The sequence below is a fragment of the [Mycobacterium] manitobense genome, from assembly GCF_025821665.1.
GTDB classification, from domain to species: Bacteria; Actinomycetota; Actinomycetes; order Mycobacteriales; family Mycobacteriaceae; genus Mycobacterium; species Mycobacterium arseniciresistens.
This window is the reverse complement of sequence record NZ_JACKSJ010000043.1, coordinates 1-22,750: the sequence shown is the minus strand read 5'-3', so window position 1 is coordinate 22,750 and position 22,750 is coordinate 1. Positions and strand designations below refer to the sequence as shown.

The window sequence follows — 22,750 nt, the reverse complement described above, 5'->3', positions numbered from 1 at the left end:
GGGGGCCATGGGTTACGCCGACGAACTGTTCGATCTCACCGGCCGGGTGGTGCTCGTCACCGGCGGCAGCCGGGGGCTCGGCCGCGAGATCGCCTTCGGCGCGGCGCGGTGCGGCGCCGACGTGGTGATCGCCAGTCGCGACCTCGAGTCGTGTGCGGCGACGGCCGAGGAGATCGGGGCGGCGACCGGTCGCTCGGTGCTGGCCTATCAGGTGCACGTCGGCCGGTGGGAGCAGCTCGACGGCCTCGTCGACGCCGTCTACGACCGGTTCGGCAGGCTGGACGTGCTGGTGAACAACGCGGGCATGTCACCGCTGTACGACTCGTTGCCGTCGGTCACCGAGAAGCTCTACGACGCGGTGTTCAACCTCAACGTCAAAGGGCCGTTCCGGCTCTCGGCGTTGATCGGCGAGCGGATGGTCGCCGACGGCGGCGGGGTGATCGTCAACGTCAGCTCCTCGGGGTCGCTGCGTCCCGACCCGCACATGCTGCCCTACGCCGCCGCCAAGGCCGGCCTGAACACCCTGACCGAGGGCCTGGCCAAGGCATTCGGCCCGACCGTGCGGGTCAACACGCTGATGGCCGGGCCGTTCCTCACCGATGTCAGCAAGGCGTGGGACTTCTCGGACGTCGAGCGCCCGTTCGGCCACCTGGCCCTGCAGCGCGCCGGCGAGCCGGTCGAGATCGTCGGCGCGGCACTGTTCCTGATGTCGGACGCGTCCAGCTTCACCACCGGTTCGATCCTGCGGGCCGACGGCGGCCTGCCCTAGCTCCGCTACGGGGTGACGATGTCGAAGTCGGGGTCGGCCCGGTCCAGCACGCTCACCAACTGCTGCAGCACGGCCGGGTCGCCGCCGATGCCCAGGCCGGGCGAGGTGAAATCGCCGGCGGCGAGCGCCAGGAACCGGCCCTTGGTCTGCGCGGTCAGGGTGACCGCGGCGGTGGCCGGATCGGCGATGACCCTGCGGTGCACCAGCACCCCGTTGCGCAGCGTCAACCGGTAGTTGGCGTCGAGGTCGGCGAAGGTGATGTCGAGGGTCAGATCGAGGTCCCAGGCGCTCGGCCCGTTGATGTTGATGGCCAGGCTGTCGAAGATCTGCTCGGGTGTCAGCTGAGCCAGCAGGGTGGGCGCGTCGGTCGCGGTCGGCGTGCCGAAGTTGCCGTCGCTGAGTTCGGTCGCGCCGGCCAGGAAGAAGTTGCGCCAGGGGCCGTTCTCCGCGCCGTAGGCCATCTGCTGCAGGGTGTCGGCGTAGAGAGCGCGTGCTGCGGCGTGTGTCTGGTCGGTGAACATGGCGTGATCCAGTAGCGTTGCCGCCCAGCGGTAGTCGCCCTCGTCGAACGCCTGCTGCGCGATCTCGACGAGCCGGTCGAGACCGCCGATCGCCTCGACGTAGCGGGGCCCCGCCGCCTCGGGCGGATGCTGCCACAGCCTGCCCGGGTTCCCGTCGAACCAGCCCATGTAACGCTGATAGACGGCCTTGACGTTGTGGCTCACCGAGCCGTAGTAGCCGTGCGCATGCCAGGCCCGATGCAGCGCGGGCGGCATCTCGAAGGTCTCGGCGATCTCGATGCCGGTGTGCCCCTGATTGAGCTGCCGCAGCGTCTGGTCGTGCAGGTAGGCATATAGATCCCGTTGCAGCGAAAGGTATTCGACGATGCGCTCGCGGCCCCACGTCGGCCAGTGGTGCGAGGCGAACACCACGTCGGCGCGGTCGACGAAGGTGTCGATGGCCTCGGTCAGGTACCCGGCCCAGCCGTGCGGGTCACGCACAAGCGCACCCCGCAGCGTCAGAAGGTTGTGCAGGTTGTGGGTGGCGTTCTCGGCCATGCACAGCGCGCGGTACCTCGGGAAGTAGAAGTGCATCTCGGCGGGCGCCTCGGTGCCTGGCGCCATCTGGAACTCGATCTCGACGCCGTCGACGGTGTGCTTCTCCCCGGTGGCCCGGATGTCGATCGTCGGCACGATGATGCTCACCTCACCGGTGGACGGCGTCTGACCGAGTCCACAGCCGACCTGCCCGCGCGGTCCGCGGTCGAGCGCGGCGCCGTACATGTAGCCCGCGCGCCGCGCCATCGCCGTTCCGGCGTAGACGTTCTCCTGCACGGCGTGTTCGGTGAAGTGCTCGGGTGCGATGACGGCGACCCTGCCCGCGTCCACGTCGGCCTGCGTGGTCACGCCGAGCACGCCGCCGAAGTGGTCGACGTGGCTGTGGGTGTAGATCACCGCCCGGACCTCCCGCTCGCCGCGGTGCGCGCGATACAGCGCCAGCGCCGCGGCGGCGGTCTCGGTGGACACCAGCGGGTCGATGACGATGATGCCGGTGTCGCCCTCGATGAAGCTGATGTTGGACAGGTCGAGGCCGCGCACCTGGTAGACGCCTTCGACCACCTCGTAGAGGCCCTGCTTGGCGACCAGCCGGCTCTGCCGCCACAGGCTCGGGTGCACCGAGGTGGGGGCGTCCCCGGTCAGGAACGAATAGCTGTCGTTGTCCCAAACCACCCGGCCGTCGGCTGCGGTGACCACACAGGGTTGCATCGCGGCGATGAAGCCCCGGTCGGCATCCTCGAAATCTCTTGTGTCGTCGAACGGCAACGACGTCAGGTGCTGCCGGTGGGCGGACTCGATGACGGCGCTCGGCGGCTTCTGCTCCATATTGACGACCCTGCCACCGAATGGCGTGCCGCGGGTGCGGATCAGGCCTTCAGATATGCACCCACCCGGCTGATCTCGTCGCCGCCGTGCCCGTCGGCGAGCGCCGCGTCGGTGTAGCGCCGCAACGCCTCCAGCGCCGAGGCGTCGACACCCGCGTCGCGCGACGCCGCGATCAGGTGTGCCAGCGATGCGGCCAGCGAGGACACCGGGGCGGTCACGTCGCCGTGCCGGCCGTCCTCGATGCGTCCGGCGAGTTCGTCGACGATCGGCGCCAGGATGGTGACGATGCCCTGCGCGTGCGGCAGCAGCTCCCGCGGCGTGATGCCGTTGGCGCCGGCCACCGAGAAGGCATGCAGCACACCGCTGATCGACGTCCAGAAGAAGTCGAGCAGCGCCATGTCGTAGCCGGCGGCGCGCCCGACGTCCTCACCCACCCAGGAAGTTCTGCCGAGTGCCTCGAGCACGTCGCGGTGGGTCTCGTACTCCTGCCGCGGCCCGGCGAACAGGATGCTCGCGTCGCGGCTGCCGATGGTGTCGGTCGGCGTCATGATGGCGCCGTCGAGGTAGCGCCCGCCCAGCTTGTCCACCACCGTCGCGGTGGCGCGCGCCGCGGCGGGGGTGTCGGAACTCAGCCCGACGACGGTGTGGCCGTCGACGGCGTCCCCGGCGATGTCGAGCACCGCGTCGGTGGCGCCGTGGTCGACGACGTTGATCAGCGTGAGGTCGCTCGCGGCGATTGCAAGAGCCGGAGTGCCTGCCCAGTCCGCACCGCGGGCCAGCACGCCGTCGGCCTTCGATGCGGTGCGGTTCCACACGGTGACACGGTGACCGGCGTCGAGCAGGGCGCCGGTGAGCGCCTGCCCCATCGGTCCGAGCCCGAGGACGGTGATTGTGCTCATCGCTCTGTTCATGCTGCGGGCCGCCTGATGCTCTCGATGACGCGGGCGAACCCCTGTGCGCCGTGGCCACTGTCGATCTGGCGGTGGATCAGCCGCTGCACCACGTCCACCACCTCGGTGCTGATACCGGCGCCGCGGCTGGCGTCGACGATCTCGGTGATGTCGGAGAAGTCCAGGCTCTGCTGGCCGGGCACGGTGTAGTCACCGCCGTCGATCACCTCGGCGTATTCACTGAGCGCGGGCAGCACGGTCTGCAGCCACCCGATCGCCCGCCCGGCGAACTCCTTGGCGGGCATGCCTGCGGTGCCCGCCAGCGCGGCGCCGTGGAAGAAGCCGGCGAACATCACGTACATGGTGGACAGCAGCGCGAGGTCGTGCAGGGACGCCGACCCGGCGTCGTCGCCGAAATATTCTCCTGTGCCCCAGGTCTGCAGCAGCGGCCGGGCGTCGTCGAACAGTGCGCGCGATCCGCTGTAGTAGATCAGCGAGCCGGGCGTGCCGATCATCTCGGGCACGGCCATGATGCCGCCGTCGAGGTAGTCGACGTGGTGTTCGGCCGCCCAGGCCGCGAGTTCGCGCGCCCCGTTCGGTGACGTCGTGGTCACGTTCACCAGCCGCCGGCCGTTCAGCCGGTCGGCCACCGGGTCGAGCACCGTGCGCACAGACGCCGCGTCGAACAGGCACGCCACGATCACGTCGGCGCCGTCGACCGCCTCGTCGACTGTCGCCGCGACGCGTGCCCCGTCGCCGGCGAGTGCGCCTGCACGGTCGGGAGTGCGGTTCCAGACGGTGACGCGGTGACCCGCGTCGAGGGCGGCGCGAACAAGGGCGGAACCCATTGCGCCGGTGCCCAGGAAGGTGACTCTCTCTGTCGATGTCATGGCACCATCGTCGAAACACGCGGAGTTTTCGACAAGTACCCACTAAAAAGTGCGATACTCACCGAAAAGTAAGTAATGGCGCTGAGGAGCGGCGATGGCGCAGATGGGGCAGTTCACCTGTGGGCTGGACGCGGCGATGGCCGTGGTGGACGGCAAATGGAAGCCGCTGATCCTGTGGGAACTGCAGGGCGGGCCGAAACGGTTCAACGTGCTGCACCGCAGCCTGGTCGGCATCTCGCAGAAGATGCTGACGCAGCACCTCAAGGAACTGCAGCGGCACGGCGTGGTGCACCGCGAGAGCTACCACGAGGTGCCGCCGCGGGTGGAGTACTCGATGACCCCGGCAGGCGTCGAACTGCTCGCCGCGCTCGAGCCGCTCGGCAATTGGGCAGAGCGGCACATCGACCTGATCAGCTGCCCCGAAACGGGTTAGGTTCCGTTCTTCTTCTCGCGCCAGGCCCGCTCGAACGGCAGCCGCCACGCATTGGGCGCGACCAACTGGTGAATCGCATTGGGGCCCCAGGTGCCCGGCTGGTAGAGCTTCACCGCGGGCGGGTCCTCCAGCAGTGGCGTCGACCGGTCCCACAGCGATTCGATGCCCTCGGCGGTGGTGAACAGCGTGTGGTCGCCGCGCATCGCGTCGAGGATCAGCCGCTCGTAGGCCTCGAGCACGTCGGCCTCGTATTCCGTTTCCTGCGTGGAGAACTGCATCGACAGCTTCTCGAGTTTCATGCCGGGCCCCGGACGCTTGCCGTAGAACGACAGGGACACCTTCGAGTTGTCGGCCAGGTCGAACGTCAGGTGGTCCGGCCCCTGCGAGCCGACACCCGAACCCGTCGGGAACATCGTGCGCGGCGCCTCCTTGAAGGCGATCGAGATGATGCGCTGCCCCTCGGCCATCTTCTTGCCGGTGCGCAGGTAGATCGGCACCCCGGCCCACCGCCAGTTGTCGATGCCGACCTCGAGCGCGATGAACGTCTCGGTCTCCGAATCCCGGGCGACGCCGTCCTCGTTGCGGTAACCGGCGTACTGGCCGCGCACCACCTGCGAGGGGTTGATGGGCAGCATCGACCGGAAGACCTTGTTCTTCTCCTCGCTGATCGCCCGGGGCTCCAGCGCGGTCGGCGGTTCCATCACCACGAACGCCATCACCTGGAACAGGTGGGTGACCACCATGTCCTTGAAGGCGCCGGTGCTCTCGTAGAAGTTGGCCCGCTGGTCCAGGCCGAGCTTCTCGGGGATGTCGATCTGGATGTGGTCGATGAAGTTGCGGTTCCAGATCGGCTCGAACAGCCCGTTGGCGAACCGGAAGGCCAGGATGTTCTGCGCCGCCTCCTTGCCGAGGAAGTGGTCGATGCGGAAGATCTGCATCTCGGCGAATGTCTCGTGCACGAAGTCGTTGAGCTCGATCGCGCTGTCCAGGTCGGTGCCGAACGGCTTCTCCATCACCACCCGGGACCGGTCGACGAGGTCGGCGTCCTTGAGCATGGTGATGACGGCCTTCGCGGCCTTCGGCGGCACCGACAGGTAGTGCAGCCGACGGGTGTCCTCGCCCAATTCGGCCTCGGCCTCGCCGACCGCGGCCGCCAACGCGTCCGGACCCGCGCCCTGGGGCACGTAGGTGATGCGGCTCGCGAAGCCCTCCCACTGCTCGTCGGTCATCGCGTGGTCGCCGAAATCGTCGACGGCCTCCCTGGTCAGCTGTCGGAACTCGTCGGAGGACAGGTCCTCGAGCGAGGTGCCGACCACCCGGATCTTCGGCGCGAGCTTCGACAGCACCAGGTAGGCCATGCCGGGCAGCAGCTTGCGCTTCGCGAGGTCGCCGGTGGCGCCGAACAGCACGATGACGTGCGGATCGATCTTCTCGCCGTCACGACGGTGCGGGCGCGAGTCGGGCGCCGGGTAGGCGATCGACTGGGGCTTGGACTGCGGATTCGTCGTCTCGGTGGCCACGCCTGCCGATGATGTCACCCCGCGGGCGTCAACGCAGGGCGTTGCCGTCAGTCGCCCCGATCGGCCAACCAGCGTTCACCACGGCGTTTGGAGGCCCGCGACAGCCAGGCGTCCTGGATCAGCTCGGTCAGTTCAGCCCGCCCGATCCGGCCGATCTCACTGCCGCGCACCAGCACCGAGAGGTGACCGTCGAAGCGCTCGGTGGTGAAGAACGGCGACCCGGGATCCTGGATCAGCGACAGCTTGTCCATCTCCGACTCCACCCAGATCATGATCACGTCGGGATGGCGCTGACCGGTGTCCGGGTCGGCGGCGTCGGGCTGCGGCGTGCGGAAGAACACGAACGACTTGCCGCCCACCTGGTAGATGGCGTTGCCCTTGGGGCCCTCGACCCGGGTGGTGTGCGGCATGGCCGACGCGATCTCGTGGACGTCGCTCACCCGGGCCGGGCGGTCACGCACGGCGCTCCAGGCGGTGCAGCGTGACCTCCGACAGGGTTCCGTCGGCGATCGTCGCCGTCATGTAGGTGCAGTGCGGCTGACGGCGGCGGTCGGTCGGCGAGCCCGGATTGAGCAGTCGCAGTCCGGTTTCCGCCGTCGTGTCCCACGGGATGTGGCTGTGGCCGAACACCAGCACGTCGGTGTCGGGGTATTCACGCGCCATCCGCGCGTCGCGGCCGCCCGATGCGCCCGTCTCGTGCACGACGGTGAACCTGACGCCACCGAGCGTGACGTCCGCGCGCTCGGGCAGCCGGGACCGCAGGTCGTCGCCGTCGTTGTTGCCCCAACAGGCGACCAGCCGTTTCGCGCGCTGTTCCAGTTCGTCGAGCAGTGCCGCCTGCACCCAGTCGCCGGCGTGGATCACCACGTCGGCGCGCTCGACCTCGTCCCACACCTGCTGCGGCAGGTCGCGCGCCCGCTTCGGCAGGTGGGTGTCGGAGATGAGCAGCAGCCGCATCACGCGCCCAGCAGCTCGGCCATCTTCGGGATCACGGTCTGCAGCGCCTTGAACGGCCGCAGCATCACCTTGAACTCGGTGATCAGCCCGTCCTCATTCCAGGTGATCATGTCGACGCCGTTGACGTGGACGCCGTCGATGTCCGCGACGAACTCCAGCACCGCGGAACGCTCGCCGAACCACTGGCCGACGTAGCGGAAGTCGTTACCACCGAACAGTTTCGCCGCCGCCCGCAGATACATGGCGGTCTTGTCGCGGCCCTCCTGCGCGGTGAACACGGCGGGCGAGTAGAACACGGCGTCATCGGCGAGCAGATCCTCGATCCGGGCGTCGCCGTCGCCTTCGACGGTGTCGATCCAGCGCTGGATCACCGGGGGTGTCATGCAGCGAGATTAGCGCGGGTGCCGCGCGGCGAGCAGGGAGATGTGTGCGCCCGAAGGGATTCGAACCCCTAACCTTCTGATCCGTAGTCAGATGCTCTATCCGTTGAGCTACGGGCGCCTGCGTGTTCTTCTGTCTTGCCAATTCAGTTGTGTGTGGCTGACGAGTCAGCCGCGGCGGAGGCGAGAGGATTTGAACCTCCGGTCCCCTTTAAGGGGGACAACTCATTAGCAGTGAGTCCCATTCGGCCGCTCTGGCACGCCTCCCGACGAATTACCGCCGAGCGCACAGAGTACACACCGGCCACCGGTGGAAGCAAAGTCACTTCCCGGGCCGAAACCCGCCGCCCCTATGCTGGTCAGGTGACCGCCCGCCTCCGTCCCGTGCTGGCCGACATCCCGGCATACACAGCGGGCAAGACGGTGCCCGGAGCCATCAAGATCGCCAGCAACGAGACCGTGCACGGGCCGCTGCCCAGCGTGCGCGCCGCGATCGAGCAGGCCGCCGGCCACGTCAACCGCTATCCCGACAACGGCAACGTCGAGCTCCGCGAACACCTCGCCAAGTACACCGGCTTCGCGCCCGAGAACATCTCGGTGGGCTGCGGCTCGGTCAGCCTGTGCCAGCAGCTGGTGCAGATCACCTCCTCGGTCGGTGACGAGGTGATGTTCGGCTGGCGCAGCTTCGAGATCTACCCGCTGCAGGTCCGCACGGCCGGCGCCACCCCCGTGCAGGTGCCGCTGCGCGACCACACCCACGACCTCGACGCGATGCTCGCCGCGATCACCGACCGCACCCGGCTGATCTTCGTCTGCAACCCGAACAATCCGACGAGCACCGTCGTCGACCCCGAGGCGCTGGCCCGCTTCGTCGCCGCGGTGCCGCCGCACATCCTGGTCGCCATCGACGAGGCCTACGTCGAGTTCATCCGCGACGGTCTGCTGCCCGACAGCTTCGGTCTCGTCCGCGCGCACCGCAATGTGGTGGTGCTGCGCACCTTTTCGAAGGCCTACGGCCTGGCCGGCCTGCGCGTCGGCTACGCGGTTGCCGACCCGGACGTCGCCACCGCGCTCGCCAAGGTCTACGTCCCGTTCAGTGCAGGCAGCATCTCGCAGGCCGCGGCCATCGCCTCCCTGGATGCCGCCGACGAGCTGCTGGCCCGCACCGACGACATCGTCGCCGAACGCGCCCGGGTGAGCGCCGCGCTGCGCGACGCCGGGTACGACCTGCCGCCGTCGCAGGCGAACTTCGTGTGGCTGCCGCTGGCCGGCCGCACGCTGGACTTCGTGGCGCGGGCCGCCGACAACCGGTTGGTGGTGCGCCCCTACGGTGAGGACGGCGTCCGGGTCACCGTCGCCTCACCCGCCGAGAACGACGCCTTCCTCGAATTCGCCACCGCCTGGATCGGAGACCGATGACCGACACCACCACCGCCCGTCAGCAGTTCGTCGAGTTGACCTCGCGAACCGGCGAGATCGCCGACGCGGAACTCGACGAGTTCTGGGCGACGCTGGCGCCGGTGACCATCGACTTCCTGATCGGCGAGTGGAAGGGCGGCGAGTTCCAGACCGGCCACAAGGCCAACGGCTTCATGAACCGGCTGAACTGGTTCGGCAAGACGTTCCACTCGGCCGCCGACGCCAAGCCGCTGGTGTGCCTGGACGCCGACGGCAACAAGTTCTCCAACACCGAGGCGATGAAGGGCGAGGCCAGCCTCTGGATGGAGGAGTTCCGCGGCGAGGTGACCGCGACGATGGTCTACGACGGCAGGCCCGTGCACGACCACTTCAAGAAGGTGGACGACAACACGATGCTGGGCATCATGAACGGCAAGGGCGCGCTCGACGGCACCCGCTACCTGTACTTCTGGCTCGAGCGGGTCTAGACGCTGCGGCCGGTGAAGGCCAGCAGGCGCTGCAGCGGGGCGGCGTCGTCGGGCACGTCGACCGGATCGTCGAAACCAACGGTCTTGCGGCCCTCGGGTGTGATGATCTTGCGCGTCAGGTCGTAGACGTAGTCGGTCAGCGAGTCTGGGGCGTCGAACGGGCGACCGGTCGCCTGGGCGTAATCCCAGCCGTGCACCAGGAACTCGATCGACAGGATCCCTGCGAGCACCGTCGCGGGCGTCTCCCGCGAGCCCGCCTTGCCGTCCAACCCGCGCCTGCGCCAGGCGTCCAGCGCCGGCCTGGCCGCGAGGATCACCTGCCGCTCCACCGAGTCGTGCGGGTCGCGCTCGCCGAACTCCGCACCCGCGGCGCCACCGAGGGCGGTGATCGACCCGAGCAGGTGGTCGGTCAGGCTCGCGACGTCGTATTCGCGGCACGGCGTCTGCTTGGTCAGGTCGTCCTCGGCGATGCCGTGCACCACCTGCTGCAACACGACGAGGGATTTCTCAGCGGCGTCCAGTTCGTCGAGCGGCGGCGAGTCGGGTCCGGGACGCAAGTCAGGGGCCATGCCTCCTACGCTACGACGCCCGACCGCCTATCGTTGCCCAGATGAAGACCCGTATGCGGGTGGCGGCGACAGCGCTGATCGCCGCCGGCGTCCTGGCCGGCTGCTCGAACACCACCACCGGCACGGTCGCACAGACCACCGAGCCCGGCCCGCCGCTGTCGTCGCCGTCGACACCGGACGCACCCACCGGGATGCCCGCCATTCCCGGACTGCCGCAGATTCCGGGCATGCCCGATTTCAAGATCCCGGGCCTGCCGGGGTCGACGCCGGTGCCGGAGGTGCCCGCCCCGCCGAATGCCACGACGATGACGTGCTCGGAGTACCAGGGCCTCGACGAGGCCACCCGGCTCGCGGTGATCAAGGCGATACTCGCCGAGCAGGCCAGCGGGATCGACGAGCCGTGGGTCGCGCAGATCATGGCCGACGCCATGTGCCAGATCCTGCCGGACTCCCCGGTGCGCGACGCCGTGCTCGGACCGGGCGGATAGCCGGGCGATAGCCTGCACGGCATGGGTGAAACATACGAGTCGGTCACCGTCGACGTCGACGACCACGTCGCGCGGGTGACGCTGATCGGCCCCGGCAAGGGCAACGCGATGGGACCGGCCTTCTGGGCCGAGCTCCCCGAGGTGTTCACCGCGCTGGACGCCGACCCCGACGTGCGCGCCATCGTGCTGACGGGATCGGGCAGGAACTTCAGCTACGGCCTCGACCTGGCCGCCATGGGCGACACGCTGACCCCGATGCTCGCCGACGGTGCGCTTGCCAGGGCCCGCACCGACTTCCACACCCGCCTGAAGAAGATGCAGCAGGCGATCACCGCGGTCGCCGACTGCCGGACGCCGACCATCGCCTCGGTGCACGGCTGGTGCATCGGCGGCGGCGTCGACCTCATCAGCGCCGTCGACATCCGCTACGCCAGCGCCGACGCGAAGTTCTCGGTGCGCGAGGTCAAGCTGGCCATCGTCGCCGACGTCGGCAGCCTGGCGCGGCTGCCGCTGATCCTGTCCGACGGGCACCTGCGCGAACTGGCTTTGACGGGCAAGGACATCGATGCACAGCGCGCGGCGCGCATCGGACTGGTCAACGACGTCTACGACGACGCCGACGCCGCGCTGGCCGCCGCACACGCCACCGCCGCCGAGATCGCGGCCAACCCGCCGTTGGTGGTCCAGGGCGTCAAGGACGTGCTCGACGAGCAGCGCACCGCGCAGGTCGCGGCGAGCCTGCGCTACGTCGCGGCGTGGAACGCGGCGTTCCTGCCGAGCAAGGACCTGACCGAGGGCATCACCGCGCTGTTCGCCAAGCGGCCGCCGGAGTTCACCGGGGAATAGGCGCGAAGCCGAGCTCGGCCCTGGCCTTCGCGTTGGACAGCGGTAGCCAGGTGTTGCCGAACGCCGTCGCCGGATAGGACGACACCAGGCCGACGACCTTCGAGGAAATCGGCCACGGCTTCGGCCTGCCGAGTCTCGCGTTGAGTTCGCGGATGTAGTCGCCGAACGACTGCGGCCGGTCGTCGACGACGTTGTAGATCTGGCCCGGCCTGCCCTTCTCGACCGCGTCGGCGGTCGCGCGGGCGACGTCGTCGATGTGCACCCAGGACAGGATCCCGCTGCCCGTCAGCGCGGGCACGGCCCAGAACCTTGCGAGCTTCCGGAACAGGTCGTCGTGGGTGACGCCCGGGCCGTAGAACACGCCGTAGCGCAACACGATTCCGTCGGCGGAGAGCACCGTCTGTTCCATCGCGCGCAGCGCACCGAGGAACCCGGCGCCGTCCGGTGGCGGCGGTCCGGGATACGGGTCGGACTCGTCCATCAGCGGCGGCCCGGCCGGCGGGTAGCCGTAGGCGAAGATCACCGACTCGGCCACCACCCGTTGGACGCCTGCCCGTTTCGCGGCGGCCACCAGATTCGGTGCGCCGATGCTCCACAGCTTGGTCGCGGGCTCGAAGTCCTTGGCCCGCAACGGCCCGTACTTCGGCAGCGTGGTGAGCAGGCTGACCACCGCCTCGGGGGCGACGTCGGCGAGCACCGCCTCGACCTCGGCGGTGTCGAACACGTCGGCCACCACCGGATCCGCTCCGGTCGCGGCGATCTGCGCGGTCCTGGCGGCCGACCGGGTCATGCCGACCACGTCGTGACCGCGGGCGCGCAGTTCGCGCAGCAGTGGGAGGCCGGGCACACTCGTCGCGCCGGCAACCAGGACCCTCATGACCGCCGCTGCGCAGTGATGCTGTGACGCAACGCGATCGCCAGGATGGCGGTGGTGATCACCAGACCCGCGGCCTCCAGCCAGCCGACCCAGTCGCCGGCGCCGTGGTGCGGGTCGACGAGGTGGCTGACCGCGTGCACAGCCCAGTGCAGCGCGGCGAACGCCAGCGCGGGCACCCGCCATGACGGCCATCGCGCGGCGGCAAGCATCATCAGACCGAGCGGCAGTTCGAACGAGGCGTTGTCGAAGATGTAGTGGTCGTTGCGCACGCCGAAGTTGCCGAGCGTGTCGAAGAAGGCTCCCGGTGCGACCAGCATGAACAGGCCGACGAGCACCGAGTACACCCCGAACACGACCAGCACCACCTCGGCGTAGCGCGACGGGGCACGGACAGTCGCGGTGGTCATGACGATCACGCTATCCCGCGGGTGGCTCCGTACTAGGCTCCACTTCCATGCCGGTTTCGGGTACCAGTTCGGGGCCGGAGCTGCTGGTGCACGTGGATCGCGGCCGCCCTGTTCCGCTGCACCGCCAGCTCGCCGACGGCCTGCGCGACGCGATCCGCGCCGGCCGGCTGGCCGAGGGCACCCGGCTACCCTCGAGCCGGGTGCTCGCCGCCGACCTCGGCGTGTCCCGTCGGCTGGTGGTGGAGGCCTACGACCAGCTCACCGCCGAGGGCTTCCTGCTGAGCAGGCAGGGATCGGGGACGCGGGTGGCGGCCGTCGACGGCGCCCGCGCACCGGCCGAGCGGCATACTGTCGACTCGCCGCCCCGCTACGACGTCGACTTCCGGCCGGGCACACCCGATCTCGGCAGCTTCCCGCGGGACGCCTGGCTGCGCGCGCTGCGCCTCGGCCTGGCCCGCACCCCGTCGGAGGCACTCGGATACGTCGCACCGCAGGGCGTGCCCGCCACGCGTGCCGCGCTGGCGGACTACCTGCGGCGCACCCGCGGCGTGCAGGCCGACCCACAGCACATCGTGCTCACGTCCGGCGTCACGCAGGCCGTGACCCTGCTCGCCCGGGTGCTGGCCGACCGGCCCTTCGCCACGGAGGACCCCGGGTTCTGGCTGCACCGGATGGTGCTGCAGCACAACGGGATCGAACCCGTCGCCGCTCCGGTCGACGAGCACGGCCTGGACGTGGCGGCACTGGCCGCCTGCGGCGCTCACGTGGTGCTGGCCACCCCGGCGCACCATTCGCCGACCGGCGTGGTGCTCACCGCGGCGCGGCGCACCGCCCTGCTGGACTGGGCGCGGGCCGGCCACCTGGTGGTCGAGGACGACTACGACGCCGAATACCGCTACGACCGTGCGCCGGTCGGGGCCCTGCAGGGGATGGCGCCCGACCGGGTGGTGTACGTGGGGTCGACGAGCAAGACGCTCGCCCCGGGCCTGCGGATCGGCTGGATGGTGCTGCCCACCGACCTCGTCGGCCCCGTCACCGTCGCCAAGGGGCTGGCCGACACCGGCAGCCCGGTGATGGACCAGATCGCACTGGCCGAGCTGCTCACCTCGGGCGGCTACGACCGGCATCTGCGCCAGATGCGCCGCAGGTACGTGTCACGGCGAAATGCGTTGTTGCGTGCGCTCTATCGTGATCTGCCCGAGGCCACCGTGCTCGGCGCCGCGGCGGGCCTGCACCTGACGGTGCTGCTGCCCGCGGGCGTTCCGATCGACGACGTGGTGCGACGGGCGGGCGCGATGCGGGTGCGGGTGGAGGCACTCGCCCCCTGTTACCACGATCCCGCGGCCGCACCGCCCGGCCTGATCCTGGGCTACGCCAACCTGACCGAGACCCAGATCGGCGAGGGCGTGCGGACACTGGCGCTGGCGGTGGGCTGACCCGCGGCGCAGCGTGGCGGTGGCGGAGGGATTTGAACCCCCGGACGGTGTTAGCCGTCTCTCGCTTTCAAGGCGAGTGCATTAGGCCGCTCTGCCACGCCACCGCGCAACAGAATACGGGCTCTACGCGCGCCCGAACTTCGCGGGCGGCGCGCTGGTCTGCAGCCCCACGCTGATCCGGCGGCAGTTCTCCCCCATCGCCGCGACCTGCGGACGCGACAGCCTGCCCAGAAAATGGGCGCGGACGTCGTCGCCGTAGGTGATCATCGCCTTGCGGACGTGGTCGCGGCCGTCCTCGGTGATGGCCGCCAGCACCCCGCGCCCGTCGTCGGGACTCGCCCGGCGCTGCACCAGCCCCGCCGTTTCCAGTCGCCGGATCTGCCGGGTGACCCGGCTCGGCAACGACATCAATCCGTCGGCCAGGTCTCCCATCCGGGCGGACCCGGAGGGTGACTTGTCCAGCATGTCCAGCAGCCTGACGTCGTTGAGCGTCAGGTGGTGGGCTTCGACGAGCGACCGGTTCAGGGTCGCGTACATCCGAAGCGCGGAATCCAGAAACATTTGCCAAGACCGCTGTTCAGCGATGTCAAGACCAGGCATATCACTTGCTGTGCGCCCCGCAATCATCCCCTCCATGGCGTCATGGTAGGACTTCGCCGCGATGATCGGAGCCGAACTGCACGCGTAGTAGGGTTGCGCTGATGCGTGCCATTGTCGCTTCCGCGCCGGACCGCCTGACCTGGGACGACGTCCCCGATGTCACACCTGGACCCGGTGAGATCACCATCAGGGTCGTCGCCGCCGGCGTGAACCGGGCGGATCTGCTGCAGGCCGCAGGCAAGTATCCGCCACCGCCCGGAGCGAGCGAGGTCATCGGCCTCGAGGTGTCCGGAACCGTCGCCGCGACCGGCGACGGCGTGACCCAGTGGAGCGTCGGCCAGCCGGTCTGCGCGTTGCTCGCCGGTGGCGGCTACGCGGAGTTCGTCGCGGTGCCCGCGGCCCAGGTGCTTCCCGTGCCCGACGCCGTCGACCTGCACCTCGCGGCCGCACTGCCCGAGGTGGCGTGCACGGTGTGGTCCAACCTGGTAATGACGGCCGGCCTGCAGCCCGGCCAGGTGGTGCTCGTCCACGGCGGCGCCAGCGGCGTCGGCACCCACGCCATCCAGGTGGCACTCGCACTGAGCTGCCGGGTGGCGGTGACCGCGGGATCGGCCAACAAGCTGGACCTGTGCCAGGAACTCGGTGCGGACATCCTGATCAACTACCGCGAACAGGACTTCGTCGAGCGGGTGCGCGCGGAGACCGACGGCGCGGGCGCGGACGTGATCCTCGACATCATGGGCGCCTCCTACCTGGACCGCAACGTCGACGCCCTCGCCGTCGGCGGCCGGGTGGTGATCATCGGCATGCAGGGCGGCCTGAAGGGCGAACTCAACGTCGGCAAGCTGATCGGCAAGCGGGCCGGCGTGATCGGCACGGCGCTGCGGGCCCGGCCGGTGGACGGGCCGGGCGGCAAGGGCGAGATCGTCGCGGCCGTCCGCACCGAGGTGTGGCCGATGATCGCCGACGGCCGGGTGCGCCCGATCGTCGGTGCGGAGTTCCCCGTCCAGGAGGCGCAGGCCGCCCACGAACTGCTCGACTCCGGCGACGTGTCCGGGAAAGTGCTTCTGCGCGTAGCGGACTGAATGTCCGGGGGCTCAGCCCAGCGATGCCAGCGCGCGCACCAGCTGGTCGACCTCCGCGGTCGTGCTGTAGTGCGCGAGCCCGATCGTCACGGCGCCGCCGATGTCGTTGACGCCGATCACGTCGAGCACCCGGGAGTTGGCGTTGGCGATGGCGAGCACCCCGTTGTCGGCCAGGCGCTGCACCACCCGTTCGGCGGGCACGTCGCGCACCGCGAAGCTGAGCACCGGGATGCGCACCTCGGGCCTGCCGATCACCATCACCAGCGGCAGCGACCGCAGCGAGACCAGCAGGTAGTCGAACAGCCGGTTCAGGTATGACGTCGCCGATTGCATTGACAGCGAGAGTCTTTCGCGCCGGGATCCGCTGGCCGACTCGTCGAGCGACGCCAGGTACTCGACGCTGGCGACCACCCCGGCGAGCATGCCGAACTGGTGCGTGCCCATCTCGAGCCTCGCCGCCCCGGTGGCGTAGGGATTCAGCGACACCGAACTGAACGAGTCGATGGTCGAGGGGTCGCGGAACACCAGCGCGCCGATCGGCGGCCCGCCCCACGCCAGGGCGTTCACCGCCACGACGTCGGCCTCGATCTCCTCGATGTCGATCAGCCGGTAGGGCGCGGCAGCCGAGTGATCCACCACCACGAGCCCGCCGACCTCGTGCACCAGCTTGGTGACCGCCCGCAGATCGGTGACGGTGCCCAGGGTCGACGAACCGGAGGCGATCGCAACCAGCCGGGTGGGCCGGCTGATCAGCCCCTCCCACTGCCAGGCAGGCAGCTCCCCGGTCTCGATGTCGACCTCGGCCCACTTCACCTTTGCGCCGTAGCGGTTGGCGGCACGCAGCCACGGTGCGATGTTCGCCTCGTCGTCGAGGCGGGTGACCACCACCTCGTAGCCGAGGCCGACCCGGGCCGACGACGCGTCGGCCAGGGACGACAACAGCAGCGCACGGTCGGCGCCCAGCACCACCCCGCGCGGGTCGGCGTTGACGAGGTCCGCGATCGCCTGCCTGGCCGCATCCAGCACGGCGGCGCTGCGGCGGGCGGACGGGTGCGGGCCGACGGTGGTGGAGATGGATCCGCGGAAGGCGGTGGACACTGTCGTTGCCACCGAGTCCGGCAGCAGCATCCCGTGCTGGGCGTCGAAGTGCACCCAGCCGTCGCCCAGAGACGGGTGCAGACCACGCACCCGGGCGACGTCGTATGCCATGCCAGCCACCTTAAAGGGTCCGTGATTCCCGACAACCGGCTCGAAGCCGGTGGACGCACGGCCGTCGCCTGCCGATGCCTGACGACATCCCCGAGGCGCGCCTGGGCCGGACGCCTGGGCCGTAATACTAATGCAGGGAGCTCGCGGATCGGAGTGCTAATCGCGCGGTCGTTGCTGGTGGCCCCGACGCGCAGGTCGGGACGGGCCCGTCCCCGGCAATGGGGCTCCGGGGACGCGGACTACTGTCGCAGGCGACGACCAGAGTCAGCGTGAGACAGGGAATACAGGGAACCTCAGGGACATGACTATGAGCTCCGACGACGACAACATCGAGATCATCGGTGGTCCGGACGGCGACTCCGGCGACAACGACAGGTCACTGACGGACCTGGTGGAGCAGCCGGCGAAGGTGATGCGCATCGGCACGATGATCAAGCAGCTGCTCGAGGAGGTGCGTGCGGCGCCGCTCGACGATGCCAGCCGCAACCGGCTGCGCGACATCCACCAGACCAGCATCCGCGAACTCGAGGAGGGCCTGGCGCCGGAGCTGCGCGACGAACTCGACCGGCTCACGCTGCCGTTCCAGGAGGGCACGCCGTCGGACGCCGAGCTGCGCATCGCGCAGGCACAGCTGGTGGGCTGGCTGGAGGGGCTGTTCCACGGCATCCAGACCGCGTTGTTCGCCCAGCAGATGGCCGCCCGTCAGCAGCTCGAGCAGATGCGTCAGGGTGCGCTGCCGCCGGGCATCGCGGCGCCGGGGCAGCGCGGACCGTCGCACCCCGGGACCGGGCAGTACCTCTAGGCGGTGACCGGTATCTCCGAGCCGCGCATCGAGACGCGCAACGCGTGGGTGGAGTTCCCCATCTTCGACGCGAAGTCGCGCTCGCTGAAGAAGGCTTTCCTGGGCAAGGCCGGCGGGACGATCGGCCGGAACTCGTCGAACGTCGTGGTGATCGAGGCGCTGCGGGACATCACGATGTCACTGGAGCACGGCGACCGCGTTGGCCTGGTCGGCCACAACGGGGCGGGCAAGTCGACGTTGTTGCGGCTGTTGTCGGGGATCTACGAACCCACCCGCGGCTCGACCACCGTCACCGGCCGGGTGGCGCCGGTGTTCGACCTCGGCGTCGGCATGGACCCGGAGATCTCCGGATACGAGAACATCATCATCCGCGGCCTGTTCCTCGGCCAGACCCGCAAGCAGATGATGGCCAAGGTCGACGAGATCGCCGAGTTCACCGAGCTCGGCGAGTACCTGTCGATGCCGCTGCGCACCTACTCCACCGGCATGCGGGTGCGGCTCGCGATGGGCGTCGTCACCAGCATCGACCCGGAGATCCTGCTGCTCGACGAGGGCATCGGCGCGGTGGACGCCGATTTCCTGCGCAAGGCGCAGACCAGGCTGGCGGCCCTGGTGGAGCGGTCGGGGATCCTGGTGTTCGCCAGCCACTCCAACGAGTTCCTGGCCCGGCTGTGCAAGACCGCGATGTGGGTGGACCACGGCACGATCAAGATGACCGGCGGCATCGAGGACGTGGTGCGCGCCTACGAAGGTGAGGACGCCGCGCGGCACGTGCGCGAGGTGCTCGAGGAGGAGCGCGCGCGCGAGGGACGCACGTGACCGAGCATGTGATCGCGGTGGTGGTCACCCACCGGCGCCCCGATCCGCTGGCCCGGTCGCTCAAGGCGCTGGCCTCCCAGAGCCGCCCGCCGGACCACCTGATCGTCGTCGACAACGACTTCTCTGATTCGGATACCCGCGTGCGCGATCTGGTGACCGGCCAGCCGGTGCCGTCGACTTATCTGGGTTCACGCCGAAACCTCGGCGGCGCAGGGGGATTCGCGCTCGGCATGCTGCACGCACTGGCACTGGGCGCCGACTGGGTGTGGCTGGCCGACGACGACGGCAGGCCTGCGGACGCCGACGTGCTGGCCACCCTGATGGCCTGCGCCGCCCGGCATTCGCTTGGCGAGGTGTCGCCGATGGTGTGTGACATCGACGACCCGTCGCGACTGGCCTTCCCGCTGCGCCGCGGGCTGGTGTGGCGGCGGCGGGTCGACGAACTGCGCGTCGACGGCAGCGGCGACCTGCTCGAGGGCATCGCGTCGCTGTTCAACGGGGCGCTGCTGTCCGCGGCCACCGTGGAGGCGGTCGGGGTTCCGGACCTGCGGCTGTTCGTCCGGGGCGACGAGGTGGAAGTGCACCGCAGGCTGGTTCGCTCCGGCATCCGGTTCGGCACCTGCCTGGACACCAGCTATCTGCACCCGTGTGGCAGCGACGAGTTCAAACCCATCCTCGGCGGGCGCATGCACACCCAGTACCCCGACGACGACACCAAACGGTTCTTCACCTACCGCAACCGCGGCTACCTGCTGTCGCAACCGGGCCTGCGCAAGCTGCAGGTGCAGGAGTGGGTGCGGTTCGGCTGGTTCTTCCTGGTGTCGAAGCGCGATCCGGCGGGCCTGCGCGAGTGGGTGCGGCTGCGCCGGTTGGGCCGACGCGAAAGGTTCTCTCGATGACGTTCACCGACGCGGCTGCCCAGTCGCGGACCTTCGGCAGGGCGTGGGGCGATCTGGCCGGCGGCTTCGGCAAGCGCGAGCTGTGGCTGCAGCTCGGCTGGCAGGACATCAAGCAGCGGTACCGCCGGTCGGTGCTGGGCCCGTTCTGGATCACGATCGCCACCGGCGCCACCGCCGTCGCGATGGGGCTGCTGTACTCGAAGCTGTTCAAGCTCGAACTGGCCGAGCACCTGCCCTACGTCACGATGGGGCTGATCGTCTGGAACCTCATCAACGCCGCGATCCTCGAGGGGTCCGAGGTCTTCATCGCCAACGAAGGTCTGATCAAACAGCTTCCGACCCCGCTGTCGGTGCACGTGTACCGGCTGGTGTGGCGGCAGCTGATCCTGTTCGGCCACAACATGATCATCTTCGTGATCATCGCCATGATCTACCCGAAGCCGTGGCACTGGACTGATCTCGCGGTCTTCCCGGCGCTGTTCCTCATCATGCTCAACTGCATCTGGGTGTCGCTGTGCTTCGGCATCCTGGCCACCCGCTACCGCGACATCGGGCCGCTGCTCGCCTCGCTGGTGCAGCTGCTGTTCTTCATGACGCCGATCATCTGGAACGAGGCGACGCTGCAGCAGCAGGGTGCGGGCAACTACGCCCGCCTCGTCGAGTTGAACCCGCTGCTGCATTACTTGGACATCGTGCGTGCGCCGCTGCTCGGCGCCGACCAGGAGCTGCGGCACTGGCTGGTGGTGATCGTGCTGACCGTGATCGGCTGGATCATGGCGGCGTTCGCCATGCGGCAGTACCGCGCGCGGGTGCCGTACTGGGTCTAGGGTCCGCCACTAGCGCCGCGAGATCGACATCACGGTCGTGATCAGCCCATATCAACGACCCAGGTGTCGATCTCGGCGGGTATCTCGCGGCGCTAGTCGATCGCTCAGCGCAGCCATCTGACGTACAGGCACTTCTCAGGCGGTTCGGCCGTTGTCGACATATGAGCATTCCGCCATATGAACCGCCGCCGTCCGCGTCGTCGCCCGGTGCCGGTACCCAGCTGCTGTGCCCGAAGTGCGCGGGGGTCATGAAGACCTACGAGCGCAACGGCATCCACCTCGAGCAGTGCGACACCTGCCGGGGCATCTTCCTGGACTTCGGCGAGCTCGAGTCGCTGACCCAGCTGGAGAACCGGTTCGTTGCGCCGCCGCCACCGCCCCAGCAGCAGGGCTACGGCCAGGGGTATGCGCAGGGCTACGGCCAGAGCCATGGACACGGCTACGACCAGGGGCCGGGCTGGGGCCACCGCGGCAACAAGCGCTACCGCAAGCAGGGCTTCGGCGGGCTGTTCTTCTCCAGCTAGCGTGCCGTCATCCTGGCGCAGGCCGCCATCAGCAGGTCGTCGTCGGGGTGGTTGGCGGCGGCGTGCACGACGGCCGCGCGGGCGAACGGTTCGAGCACCGGCCACGGATCGGCAGGCGCCGCGGGTAGTGCCACGCCACCGGCGTCCCGGTAGGCGTCGAGGAACACCGCCCAGTCGTCATCCGGGATCAGCCCGGCCGCCCAGAACCCGGCCGGCCGCGCGAGGTCCCACGCGGGGTCGCCGACGCCGAGGTCGTCGATGTCGATGAGCAGCCACGGCGAGTCCGGCGTGCGACGGCCGAGCTGGCCGAGGTGCCAGTCGCCGTGCACCAGCACCGCGGGCCGGTCCGCGCTGCCGGCCCGCCACGCCGCCTCGGGCAGCGCCGCCGCCGAGCAGCCGCGTCCGGTTCACCGACCGGCGCAACCGGGCCGGCCAGCCGTGCGGCAGCCGCCGCTCCGGCCCCTGCGGGGACTCGGCGTGCAGCGTCGCCAGCAATCGTGCGGCGGCCTTCCAAGGAAGTCGATCCGATTCCTGCGCAACGGTATCCACCAGTGGCCAGCGCGTGCGCCAGCGGTCGCCGACGGGGTCCGGGTGATCGCGCAGCGGAGCGAGCAGACAACCCGGCCCGGACGCGGCGAGCCGGGTTGCGATGCGGAGGCGGACGGTCAACGCCCTCGGGTCCGTCCCGGCCCGGTGCAGCTTGTGCACGACGTCGCCGACGACGTCGATCTGCGCACCGGACCGGGTCAGCACCCGTCCACCGTAATCAGCGACGCGGCAGCGGGTTCGGCGCGGCGAGATTGATCCGGTTCCACGCGTTGATGGTCACCGCCATCGCGATCACCTGCGCCAGCTCGCGCTCGGTGAACACCTCGGCAGCGCGGTCGTACACCTCGTCGGGCACCTGCCCGCGGTTGGCCACCTCGGTGACGGCCTCGGCCAGCGCCAGAGCGGCCCGCTCGCGCTCGTCGAACAGGTCGCCGGCCTCCTCCCAGGCGGCGATCAGCGCCAGCCGCTGCTCGGTCTCGCCCAGCTTGCGGGCGTCGTGGACGTGCATGTCGAGGCAGAACGCGCAGCGGTTGATCTGCGACGCCCGGATCTTCACCAGTTCGCCGATGATCGGTTCGACGTCCCTGGCCGAGGCGTTCGACAGCTGCATCATCGCCTCGTAGAGCTCGGGTGCGGCCTTGAACATCTTGATGCGGTTCGGCTTGTGGTCGATGGTCCGGGTGTCGAGTGTCTGTGTCATGCCGCCAACGCTAGTGCGGAAAAACCCATCCGCATGGTTCAATCCGGGCATGACTTCGTGGGCCAATTCTGGGGCGCGCGATCTTCATCTCGATCTGCGCGCCGTGCGCCCCGGCACTCGAGGCGTACGTGACCAGCTGATCGACGCGTTGCGCGACGCCGTGCGGTCCGGCCGGCTGGCCGCGGACACCATGCTGCCCCCGTCGCGCACTCTGGCCGCCGACCTCGGGCTGGCCCGCAACACCGTCGCGGAGGCCTACGCGGAACTCACCGCCGAGGGCTGGCTGGCCTCCCGGCAGGGCGCAGGCACCTGGGTGGTCACCACGAACGCGGCCCGCCTGCCCGCCCGGCCGCGCGGGACACCCGGTGCGCCCCGGCACAACCTGCTGCCCGGCTCGCCCGACGTCGGCCAGTTCCCGCGGTCGGCGTGGCTGGCGTCGGCGCGCCGTGCCCTGACGGCCGCGCCGACCGAGGCGCTGCGGATGGGCGACGCCCGCGGCCGGCCC

The 22,750-nt window shown here is 69.7% G+C and carries 28 protein-coding genes and 3 tRNA genes; 14 read left to right on the top strand and 17 right to left on the bottom strand.

Annotated elements, in window-relative coordinates; genetic code table 11:
• Positions 1–7: 7 nt before the first annotated feature.
• Positions 8–769, top strand: coding sequence for an SDR family NAD(P)-dependent oxidoreductase (locus H7I41_RS05505; RefSeq protein ID WP_264011562.1), 762 nt, complete (start codon positions 8–10; stop codon positions 767–769).
• Positions 770–774: 5 nt separating this feature from the next.
• Here the strand turns inward: H7I41_RS05505 and H7I41_RS05500 are convergent, their stop codons facing one another.
• Genes H7I41_RS05500 through H7I41_RS05490 form a run of 3 tightly spaced genes read right to left on the bottom strand, consistent with a single transcriptional unit; the run spans position 775 to position 4,432 of the window.
• A complete protein-coding gene (locus H7I41_RS05500) occupies positions 775–2,652 on the bottom strand; it encodes an alkyl/aryl-sulfatase (protein ID WP_264011561.1) in 1,878 nt (625 codons plus the stop codon).
• 41 nt (positions 2,653–2,693) lie between these two features.
• Positions 2,694–3,551 (bottom strand): NAD(P)-dependent oxidoreductase, encoded by an 858-nt coding sequence (locus H7I41_RS05495; protein ID WP_264011560.1) that lies wholly within the window; start codon positions 3,549–3,551, stop codon positions 2,694–2,696.
• Positions 3,552–3,559: 8 nt separating this feature from the next.
• Positions 3,560–4,432, bottom strand: a complete 873-nt coding sequence (locus tag H7I41_RS05490; RefSeq protein ID WP_264011559.1) for an NAD(P)-dependent oxidoreductase — start codon at positions 4,430–4,432, stop codon at positions 3,560–3,562.
• A 94-nt stretch (positions 4,433–4,526) separates the two neighbouring features.
• Here H7I41_RS05490 and H7I41_RS05485 point away from each other — a divergent pair, with 94 nt between their 5' ends.
• On the top strand, positions 4,527–4,865 hold the full coding sequence (locus H7I41_RS05485; protein WP_264011558.1) for a winged helix-turn-helix transcriptional regulator: 339 nt from the start codon (positions 4,527–4,529) through the stop codon (positions 4,863–4,865).
• Here H7I41_RS05485 and zwf read toward each other — a convergent pair.
• The 6 genes from zwf to H7I41_RS05455 form a co-directional block, all read right to left on the bottom strand.
• On the bottom strand, positions 4,862–6,385 hold the full coding sequence (gene zwf / locus H7I41_RS05480) for a glucose-6-phosphate dehydrogenase (protein WP_264011557.1): 1,524 nt from the start codon (positions 6,383–6,385) through the stop codon (positions 4,862–4,864). The genes H7I41_RS05485 and zwf overlap by 4 nt on opposite strands.
• A 47-nt stretch (positions 6,386–6,432) precedes the next feature.
• Positions 6,433–6,846, bottom strand: a complete 414-nt coding sequence (locus tag H7I41_RS05475; RefSeq protein ID WP_264011556.1) for an MmcQ/YjbR family DNA-binding protein — start codon at positions 6,844–6,846, stop codon at positions 6,433–6,435.
• Complete coding sequence (locus H7I41_RS05470; protein ID WP_264011555.1) at positions 6,839–7,342, bottom strand: metallophosphoesterase family protein; 504 nt, start codon at positions 7,340–7,342, stop codon at positions 6,839–6,841. Before H7I41_RS05470 ends, H7I41_RS05475 begins: the two co-directional genes overlap by 8 nt.
• A complete protein-coding gene (locus H7I41_RS05465) occupies positions 7,342–7,725 on the bottom strand; it encodes a nuclear transport factor 2 family protein (protein ID WP_264011554.1) in 384 nt (127 codons plus the stop codon). The genes H7I41_RS05470 and H7I41_RS05465 overlap by 1 nt, the downstream gene beginning before the upstream one ends.
• A gap of 45 nt (positions 7,726–7,770) precedes the next feature.
• Positions 7,771–7,843, bottom strand: a tRNA-Arg gene (locus H7I41_RS05460).
• A 57-nt stretch (positions 7,844–7,900) separates the two neighbouring features.
• A tRNA-Ser gene (locus H7I41_RS05455) sits at positions 7,901–7,989 on the bottom strand.
• A 96-nt stretch (positions 7,990–8,085) separates the two neighbouring features.
• Here H7I41_RS05455 and H7I41_RS05450 point away from each other — a divergent pair.
• Both H7I41_RS05450 and H7I41_RS05445 read left to right on the top strand, forming a co-directional pair.
• Positions 8,086–9,141, top strand: a complete 1,056-nt coding sequence (locus tag H7I41_RS05450; protein WP_264011553.1) for a pyridoxal phosphate-dependent aminotransferase — start codon at positions 8,086–8,088, stop codon at positions 9,139–9,141.
• Positions 9,138–9,608, top strand: coding sequence for a DUF4334 domain-containing protein (locus H7I41_RS05445; RefSeq protein WP_264011552.1), 471 nt, complete (start codon positions 9,138–9,140; stop codon positions 9,606–9,608). The genes H7I41_RS05450 and H7I41_RS05445 overlap by 4 nt, the downstream gene beginning before the upstream one ends.
• Here H7I41_RS05445 and H7I41_RS05440 read toward each other — a convergent pair.
• Positions 9,605–10,177: a TIGR03086 family metal-binding protein gene (locus tag H7I41_RS05440; RefSeq protein ID WP_264011551.1), complete on the bottom strand. Its 573-nt coding sequence runs from the start codon at positions 10,175–10,177 to the stop codon at positions 9,605–9,607. The genes H7I41_RS05445 and H7I41_RS05440 overlap by 4 nt on opposite strands.
• A gap of 41 nt (positions 10,178–10,218) precedes the next feature.
• On the opposite strand from H7I41_RS05440, the gene H7I41_RS05435 reads away from it, so the two are divergent.
• Entirely contained in the window at positions 10,219–10,665 is a 447-nt protein-coding gene (locus H7I41_RS05435; protein WP_264011550.1) for a hypothetical protein, read from the top strand.
• A 21-nt stretch (positions 10,666–10,686) separates the two neighbouring features.
• The gene (locus H7I41_RS05430; protein ID WP_264011549.1) at positions 10,687–11,511 is read left to right on the top strand and encodes a crotonase/enoyl-CoA hydratase family protein; all 825 of its coding nucleotides are present in this window, start codon (positions 10,687–10,689) and stop codon (positions 11,509–11,511) included.
• Here the strand turns inward: H7I41_RS05430 and H7I41_RS05425 are convergent.
• Together H7I41_RS05425 and H7I41_RS05420 are read right to left on the bottom strand one after the other, a co-directional pair.
• Positions 11,498–12,388 carry an NAD-dependent epimerase/dehydratase family protein gene (locus tag H7I41_RS05425; protein WP_264011548.1) on the bottom strand — a complete coding sequence of 297 codons (891 nt, stop codon included), beginning with the start codon at positions 12,386–12,388 and terminating at the stop codon, positions 11,498–11,500. The two genes, H7I41_RS05430 and H7I41_RS05425, sit on opposite strands and share 14 nt — an antisense overlap.
• Entirely contained in the window at positions 12,385–12,795 is a 411-nt protein-coding gene (locus H7I41_RS05420) for a DUF4345 family protein (RefSeq protein WP_264011547.1), read from the bottom strand. The genes H7I41_RS05425 and H7I41_RS05420 overlap by 4 nt, the downstream gene beginning before the upstream one ends.
• Positions 12,796–12,842: 47 nt before the next feature.
• On the opposite strand from H7I41_RS05420, the gene pdxR reads away from it, so the two are divergent.
• Positions 12,843–14,231, top strand: a complete 1,389-nt coding sequence (gene pdxR, locus H7I41_RS05415; RefSeq protein WP_264011546.1) for a MocR-like pyridoxine biosynthesis transcription factor PdxR — start codon at positions 12,843–12,845, stop codon at positions 14,229–14,231.
• A 14-nt stretch (positions 14,232–14,245) separates the two neighbouring features.
• Here the strand turns inward: pdxR and H7I41_RS05410 are convergent.
• Together H7I41_RS05410 and H7I41_RS05405 are read right to left on the bottom strand one after the other, a co-directional pair.
• A tRNA-Ser gene (locus H7I41_RS05410) sits at positions 14,246–14,335 on the bottom strand.
• A 19-nt stretch (positions 14,336–14,354) separates the two neighbouring features.
• On the bottom strand, positions 14,355–14,867 hold the full coding sequence (locus tag H7I41_RS05405) for a MarR family winged helix-turn-helix transcriptional regulator (protein WP_264011545.1): 513 nt from the start codon (positions 14,865–14,867) through the stop codon (positions 14,355–14,357).
• A gap of 65 nt (positions 14,868–14,932) precedes the next feature.
• On the opposite strand from H7I41_RS05405, the gene H7I41_RS05400 reads away from it, so the two are divergent.
• Positions 14,933–15,916 (top strand): NAD(P)H-quinone oxidoreductase, encoded by a 984-nt coding sequence (locus tag H7I41_RS05400; RefSeq protein ID WP_264011544.1) that lies wholly within the window; start codon positions 14,933–14,935, stop codon positions 15,914–15,916.
• A 12-nt stretch (positions 15,917–15,928) separates the two neighbouring features.
• Here H7I41_RS05400 and H7I41_RS05395 read toward each other — a convergent pair whose 3' ends face one another.
• Positions 15,929–17,125, bottom strand: coding sequence for a cysteine desulfurase-like protein (locus H7I41_RS05395; protein ID WP_264011543.1), 1,197 nt, complete (start codon positions 17,123–17,125; stop codon positions 15,929–15,931).
• 301 nt (positions 17,126–17,426) lie between these two features.
• Here H7I41_RS05395 and H7I41_RS05390 point away from each other — a divergent pair, with 301 nt between their 5' ends.
• The 5 genes from H7I41_RS05390 to H7I41_RS05370 all read left to right on the top strand — a co-directional run bounded on the left by H7I41_RS05390 (position 17,427) and on the right by H7I41_RS05370 (position 20,996).
• Positions 17,427–17,927, top strand: a complete 501-nt coding sequence (locus H7I41_RS05390) for a bacterial proteasome activator family protein (protein WP_264011542.1) — start codon at positions 17,427–17,429, stop codon at positions 17,925–17,927.
• A gap of 12 nt (positions 17,928–17,939) precedes the next feature.
• Entirely contained in the window at positions 17,940–18,746 is an 807-nt protein-coding gene (gene wzt / locus H7I41_RS05385) for a galactan export ABC transporter ATP-binding subunit Wzt/RfbE (protein WP_264011635.1), read from the top strand.
• The gene (glfT1, locus tag H7I41_RS05380) at positions 18,743–19,645 is read left to right on the top strand and encodes a galactofuranosyltransferase GlfT1 (protein ID WP_264011541.1); all 903 of its coding nucleotides are present in this window, start codon (positions 18,743–18,745) and stop codon (positions 19,643–19,645) included. The genes wzt and glfT1 overlap by 4 nt, the downstream gene beginning before the upstream one ends.
• Positions 19,642–20,472, top strand: coding sequence for a galactan export ABC transporter permease subunit Wzm/RfbD (gene wzm, locus H7I41_RS05375; RefSeq protein ID WP_264011540.1), 831 nt, complete (start codon positions 19,642–19,644; stop codon positions 20,470–20,472). The genes glfT1 and wzm overlap by 4 nt, the downstream gene beginning before the upstream one ends.
• 161 nt (positions 20,473–20,633) lie before the next feature.
• Positions 20,634–20,996: a TFIIB-type zinc ribbon-containing protein gene (locus tag H7I41_RS05370; protein ID WP_372503681.1), complete on the top strand. Its 363-nt coding sequence runs from the start codon at positions 20,634–20,636 to the stop codon at positions 20,994–20,996.
• Here the strand turns inward: H7I41_RS05370 and H7I41_RS05365 are convergent.
• Together H7I41_RS05365 and H7I41_RS05360 are read right to left on the bottom strand one after the other, a co-directional pair.
• Positions 20,993–21,331 carry an aminoglycoside phosphotransferase family protein gene (locus H7I41_RS05365; protein WP_264011539.1) on the bottom strand — a complete coding sequence of 113 codons (339 nt, stop codon included), beginning with the start codon at positions 21,329–21,331 and terminating at the stop codon, positions 20,993–20,995. The two genes, H7I41_RS05370 and H7I41_RS05365, sit on opposite strands and share 4 nt — an antisense overlap.
• A gap of 431 nt (positions 21,332–21,762) precedes the next feature.
• Positions 21,763–22,245 (bottom strand): carboxymuconolactone decarboxylase family protein, encoded by a 483-nt coding sequence (locus H7I41_RS05360; protein ID WP_264011538.1) that lies wholly within the window; start codon positions 22,243–22,245, stop codon positions 21,763–21,765.
• Positions 22,246–22,294: 49 nt separating this feature from the next.
• Here H7I41_RS05360 and H7I41_RS05355 point away from each other — a divergent pair.
• Positions 22,295–22,750, top strand: a 456-nt coding sequence (locus tag H7I41_RS05355) for a GntR family transcriptional regulator (RefSeq protein WP_264011537.1), incomplete at its 3' end; no start/stop codon positions are given.